This is a genomic window from Ferruginibacter sp. (genome assembly GCF_031430955.1).
Taxonomy (GTDB): domain Bacteria; phylum Bacteroidota; class Bacteroidia; order Chitinophagales; family Chitinophagaceae; genus Ferruginibacter.
In genome coordinates this window covers 1-6,461 of record NZ_JANPCM010000574.1, presented here as the reverse complement: position 1 = coordinate 6,461, position 6,461 = coordinate 1, and the positions used below count along the sequence as shown (strand labels likewise).

Sequence of the window (6,461 nt, the reverse complement as noted above, 5' to 3'; positions counted from 1 at the left end):
TTGCCGCAGCTGCGGCTTGTTTAGTGAATAATTTTTTGCAAAAGTATTTTATGTTAGGGGGTATTCCAAATACGATTAAAGAAATTGTTAAAAGTGAATGAGTTTTTATGTAATATGGCTCATAAGCTGTTACAAATTTGTTATTATGGAAAAATTATTTTTATCCATCTATACTTTTATGAGACAATTTAATTTATGAGAAAGCTAACCTGCGCCTTACTTGCTTTAATTGCCAGTTTAATGTGTTATTCACAATTGGCAGGTAATGAGCTGCAACAACCCTTACGTATAGCTACTTATACAGAAAGAAAAAAAAATTGCGAAGTACTTTACATTTCTACAACCTATTCAAAATTTGATTATTTCGTTCCAGGTGAATTAAACTCATTAAACAACGCAACAATTCTCGCCATCGACCTTGTGTACACTGATTTCCCTGCAGGTCATTCTTTTAATTCATTAAACCGAAATCGGTTTTTAAAACTTGACACTATGCTGGCAGGTGTAAATTTAAAAAATATACCGGTAACATTATATCGTCAAACCAGGGCAAAAACAAAGCATGAAGCAGAAAAAGATTTTCATGGCTTTGTGATTTATTATAAAAAAAATACAGCAATACCAATGGCAGCAATAGATGATTTATTTGTCAATTTACCAAAAGACACCGTCGAAATAGAAGATTTATCACCAAAAAGCATTCTGGACTCTGCCGCTGCACAAATTTATATGACGGACGATGAGTTTATAAAAAAACTAACTGATACAGACTTTAATCCTGATACTCTTTCAAAAATAAAAGACGCTTTTCTGAAAATTATTGATTCAGTAAACACAACTTATTTTTCGTGTTACAGTAAATCACTGGAAGATAGTTTTAAATCAAACAAATTATTAAAAGTAAAAGTATATACTAAAGAGGTTATGGTTGAAAATGGACAGATTAACAAAAGTGATCTAAAATTTTACAAAAATTGTGAAAAATTTTTTCATATTACCGGTAAAGTTCCCGTTTACAGCCCATTAGCACGTTTCTATACTTTAGATTCAGTAGTAGAAAAAGTATTGACAAGGAACAAATGGAATAACATGATGGTATGTGCAGATGTTACAGGCAGTATGTCCCCATATGTTGTGCAATTATTAGTATGGTTAAAATTAAATGCCAACAATCAATCCCTTAAATATTTTGTAGCATTTAATGATGGTGATAATAAGCAAGACAAAAAAAAGAAGATTGGAAAAACAGGAGGTATTTATTCTACTCCGTCTTGGCAATATAAAGATGTGGCTAAAACAGTCTATACCGGTGTTAAAAATGGAAATGGAGGAGATACACCCGAAAATGATATAGAAGCATTATTATTTGGTCAGGATTTTTGCAATAATTGCAGCAACTTTATTCTTATTGCAGATAACAATGCACCTGTAAAAGATTTAGCATTACTTCACAAAATGAGTAAACCTGTAAAAGTAATTTTATGCGGAGTAAGCATTTTTATCAATACAGATTATTTAAATATTGCCCGTAAAACTGGTGGCTCTATCCATACAATTGAAGCTGATATCACCCATCTTGCTTTGATGAAAGAAGGAGAAATATTTGAATTTAAAGGAAGGCAATATAAAATTAAAGGAGGTAGTTTTGTTGACATTACTGTTATTAAAACTGCTTTATAGTCATTCGAATTCAATTTCAAACTTTTCTCCCAGCACTTTCAAATCCTCTACCACCGCATTTACCAGTGGAATTCCATCTTTCATTCTTATTATTTCCATTTCTCTTTCCGGATCTCCCGGTATTATAACTTTGGCTTCCCCTGCAACAGTTTTTGCACTTCTAAAACGTGTTATCCAGTTATCCATGTGTTGTTTAAATTCATCAGCAGTTCTAAAAGCATCAATACGCATTGCGCCAAAAAAATGTCCTATACCTTCGCCTGGTAAATTTTCGGGCATAGGCACATAAGCCGGAAAAGGTGGTACCCATGGCCCATAATTGGCACCGCTTAATACAGCAGAAAAAATATCTACAATGGCGCCTAATGCATAACCTTTGTGGCTGCTGTGCTCCCTGTCGCCACCTAACGGTAATAAAGAGCCGCCGTTTTTTAATTCGTTGGCATCAGTGCTTGGTTCACCATCTTTTGTTTGTATCCACCCGGTTGGTGCAGCTGCATTTTTTCTTTGTAAGATTTCTAATTTTCCGTTTGCAGCAGTGGTTGTGGCAAAGTCGGCAACAAATGCAGGCTCGGCTCCTGCCGGTATGGCTACTGCAATTGGGTTGGTGCCCAGCATTCTTTCTACAGAAAATGTTGGCGCTACTAATGCACTGGCATTCGTCATGGCAATACCAATCATATCATGCGGTAAAGCCATCATGGCATGATAACCTGCAATACCAAAATGGTTACTGTTTTTTACACTTACCCAACCGGTACCACATGTTGCCGCTTTATCAATAGCTACCTCCATAGCAAAAGGTGCTACTACCAAACCTAATCCTGCATCGCCGGTAACCACCGCAGTGGAAGGTGTTTCATGCGTAATTTTTATATTTGGCTTTGCATTTACCCGTTGCACCTGCCACAAACGTACATAACCTGTTAGCCTTGCAATACCATGACTGTCGATACCACGTAAATCAGCAGCCAGCAATGCTTTTGCAGCAATATCTGCATCTGTATTACTGCATCCCATTTTATTAAAAATAGCTGTACAAAAAGAATACAGTTGCTGGTAATCATATATTTTCTCCATCAAACAAAAATAGTTTAAATATTATTTTATTAAGAAGAAGAAAGGGAAACTATTTAAAAAGAAAAGCTGCTCAATTTAATGAACAGCTTTTCTTTTTCTTGCCCCTAAACCTATCAGATGAAAAATTTATTAATTTTCTGCTTCATCCATTTTCTTTGCTTTTTTTTTCTTTACGCATTTTTTTCATCTTTTCTTTTTGCTCCTCGTTTAAAATGCCCATGGTACTTTTTGCCTGCTCTTTTTGTAATTCTTTTAGTTTAGCTTCTTTTTGTTCAGCTGATAATGATTCGTTGTTTTGAATAGCTTCTTTTTTATCTTTTGCTGATTTCCTTTGCTCTTTAAGTTTTCCTTTTTGTTCTTTAGTAAGATCAAGCTCTCTTATCATTTGTTTTTTATTTGCCTTATCGCCTTTTTTTCTTTCAATTGTATTAGTTGATGAATCGGATTTATTTTCAGCTTTTACTTTTCGTTGTACCTGTGCAAACGACAGGGAAATAATAAAAGTTAAAAGAATAAATGCAGTTACTTTTTTCATGAGTTTATTTTTTATCTAAAGTAGATATAAAAAAGTAATCAAAGTTTAATGATGTATAAAATAAAATGAAAACCCCATCTTTTAAGGACGGGGTTAACAACGATTGCGTTCCGCAAAAAGGCGGAACAGATTTGCTTGCCAGCTTTATATAAAGTCCTCCCTTTCGGGTAGGATATTTTAGGAGGAGCTTATCTTAAGAAAAGAATTTCTCTGTATTTAGGCAGTAACCAATAAGCATCGTCCACCATTAACTCTAATTTATCTACACTGTAACGGATAACATCAAAGTATTTGCCTTTTACATTTTCGCAATAAGCAATGGCTTTATCCCTTGAATTTGTTAATTCATTAGCCTTTTTTCTTTCTTCGATCATTTTTTCAACTCCATCGCTCATTATAGCAATATGGTTGCTGATAGCTTCTACCAATTGTAATTGATTAGCATAAGCACTTTCTTTTAATCCTGCTTCTTTTAAACCTTTAATATTGCTGATTAAAACATTTTGGTATTTAACCGCAGATGGTAAAATATAAGTAGTAGCCAGTTCTCCCATAATCCTTGCTTCAATCTGCACTTTCTTTACATAATCTTCCAGCATTATTTCGTGCCTTGCTTCTAATTCTGAATGGCTGTAGATATCATTGCTTTCAAAAAGTTTTTTAGATTTATCGGTAATGTATGCATCCAATGCAAGCGGTGTAGTCTTTACGTTGGGCAATCCACGCTTTTCAGCTTCATTAGCCCATGCTTCGCTGTAACCATCACCTTCAAACAAAACTTTTTTACTGCTTACTACATACTTCTGCAAAATTTGCATGATAGCTACTTCTTTCTTCTCTCCTTTATCAATTAAAGCATCTACATCTTTCTTAAATGTTTTTAATGTTTCTGCAACAATTGTATTTAACACCGTCATGTTATTGGCACAGTTAGCAGAAGAACCTACTGCACGGAACTCAAATTTATTTCCTGTAAATGCAAATGGCGATGTTCTGTTTCTGTCGGTGTTATCCAACATTAATTCAGGAATGCTTTTATGAATATCCAGTTTCAGCATGGCTTCGTCCTGCTCATCAAATTTACCGCCAACCCTTGTTTCTACCTGCTCTAAAACTGTGGTTAAATATTTACCGATAAATGCAGAAATAATTGCCGGTGGCGCTTCGTTTGCGCCAAGGCGGTGGTCGTTTCCTGCACTGGCAATTGATGCCCTTAATAAATCGGAGTAATCATGTACTGCTTTAATGGTGTTAACAAAAAAGGTTAAGAACATTAAATTAGTTTTTGGCGTTTTACCCGGCGCTAATAAATTAACACCCGTATCGGTTGCCATACTCCAGTTATTGTGCTTACCACTTCCGTTAATGCCGGCAAAAGGTTTTTCATGCAATAAAACTTTTAGATCGTGGCGCTTTGCAACCCTGGTCATAATGTCCATCAGCAAAGTATTATGATCAACTGCCAGGTTTGTTTCTTCATAAATCGGGGCACATTCAAATTGTGCAGGAGCTACCTCATTATGCCTGGTACGTAATGGGATTCCCAGCTTATATGATTCCTGTTCAAAATCCCTCATAAATGCGTATATGCGTTCAGGTATGGCACCAAAATAATGATCTTCTAATTGTTGTCCTTTCGCCGGTGAGTGACCAAAGAGGGTTCTTCCGGTCATGTTGAGATCCGGACGAGCATTATACAAGGCGGTATCCACCAAAAAATATTCCTGTTCCCAGCCCAATGTGGCCGTTACCTTGGAAATGTCTTTGTCGAAATATTGACAAACCTCTGTGGCTATTTTATCTAAAGCAGAAAGTGCTTTTATCAAAGGTGTTTTAAAGTCGAGCGCCTCGCCTGTGTATGAAATAAAAATTGTTGGAATACAAAGTGTGTGTGCATAGACAAAAGCCGGGGAGGAAGGATCCCAGGCAGTATACCCGCGTGCTTCAAAAGTATTTCGAATTCCACCGCTCGGAAAAGATGATGCGTCGGGTTCTTGCTGAATGAGTTGTTCCCCGCCAAAAGTTTCCATGGCACGTCCGTTTTCTAAGGGAGTGAAAAAGGCATCATGTTTTTCTGCGGTTGTTCCTGTCAAAGGTTGGAACCAATGCGTGTAATGGGTTACACCCTTTTTCATGGCCCAGGCTTTCATACTGTTTGCCACTTGGTCGGCAATTTTGCGGTTAATCTTTGTTCCGGTTGTTCCCGCGTTCATAACACTCTCAAATGCTTCCTTGCTGAGGTATTCCCGCATGGCATCATGTCCAAAAACATTGGCGCCAAAAAGTTCGCTTACTTTTTCAGATTGAAATTTTACATCAACTGGTTTTCTGGAAAGAACCTCTTCTAGTGCTCTAAATCGGTGGATGGCCATATTCGTCTTTTTTTACAATACCCCCATAAATTTCGGGGGTAAGTCTGTTAATACTTGAAATAACTTGACGAAAGTATGAAAAAATGGGGGGTCGGACGAAAAAAATGAGTTAAAAACTTTTAAACACAAAAAAAATGTCCTCAACCCGAAACTTCGGGGTAGAGGACATTGTAGATGAGGATGTTAGTTATTCGATTATAAACTCAAAAGGAAGTCGCGCCTGAATCCCTTTCATGGTGTTTAGTTTTCGGAGGGTCATAAGAATAGAGTAATTCTCGCCCAATTCGTTCTTTAGGAATGTACGGGCCTTTTCATCGCCCTGTCCTTTTAGTTCGTTCATCAATTCTTCAAACGGCTCTTTCTGTTTTGGGAGGGACAGTATTTTATACTCAGTTAGTTTAAGCTTTTCTGCAGCGTATTTAATAGCATCCTTCAAGCCGCCGAGTTGGTCTACTAATCCTAGATTCATAGCATCCATCCCACTCCAAACTCTTCCCTGTCCAATACTATCTATTGCAGCGAATGACATTTTTCGCCCACTTGCAACGCGACCTACAAAAACTTTATAGATGCTTTCAACCCCATTTTGAACAACCAATCTTTCTGATTCAGAAACCGATCTGAAGACGCTTCCCATATCAGAGTGTTTGTTGGTGTTGGCAGTATCAAACGTAATCCCAAACTTATTAGTGAAAAGATTTCTAAAATTTGGGAGGAGACCAAAAACGCCAATGGATCCGGTGATAGTATTTGGTTGGGCGAATATCCGATCAGCTCCGCAAGAAATGTAATAT

Annotated in this window: 5 protein-coding genes; 1 reads left to right on the top strand and 4 read right to left on the bottom strand. The window is 36.8% G+C overall.

Annotation, left to right across the window (positions count from 1 at the left end; all coding sequences use genetic code 11):
* The first annotated feature begins 195 nt into the window (after positions 1-195).
* On the top strand, positions 196-1,680 hold the full coding sequence (locus ACY65O_RS16405) for a hypothetical protein (protein WP_462221943.1): 1,485 nt from the start codon (positions 196-198) through the stop codon (positions 1,678-1,680).
* Here ACY65O_RS16405 and ACY65O_RS16400 read toward each other — a convergent pair whose 3' ends face one another.
* The 4 genes from ACY65O_RS16400 to ACY65O_RS16385 all read right to left on the bottom strand — a co-directional run.
* Positions 1,681-2,760, bottom strand: coding sequence for an Ldh family oxidoreductase (locus tag ACY65O_RS16400; RefSeq protein ID WP_462221944.1), 1,080 nt, complete (start codon positions 2,758-2,760; stop codon positions 1,681-1,683).
* Positions 2,761-2,902: 142 nt separating this feature from the next.
* Positions 2,903-3,295 carry a hypothetical protein gene (locus ACY65O_RS16395; RefSeq protein WP_462221942.1) on the bottom strand — a complete coding sequence of 131 codons (393 nt, stop codon included), beginning with the start codon at positions 3,293-3,295 and terminating at the stop codon, positions 2,903-2,905.
* A 188-nt stretch (positions 3,296-3,483) separates the two neighbouring features.
* Positions 3,484-5,667 (bottom strand): glutamine synthetase III family protein, encoded by a 2,184-nt coding sequence (locus ACY65O_RS16390; protein WP_462221941.1) that lies wholly within the window; start codon positions 5,665-5,667, stop codon positions 3,484-3,486.
* A gap of 187 nt (positions 5,668-5,854) precedes the next feature.
* A partial coding sequence (locus ACY65O_RS16385) for a S49 family peptidase (RefSeq protein ID WP_462221940.1) occupies positions 5,855-6,461 on the bottom strand: 607 nt, incomplete at its 5' end.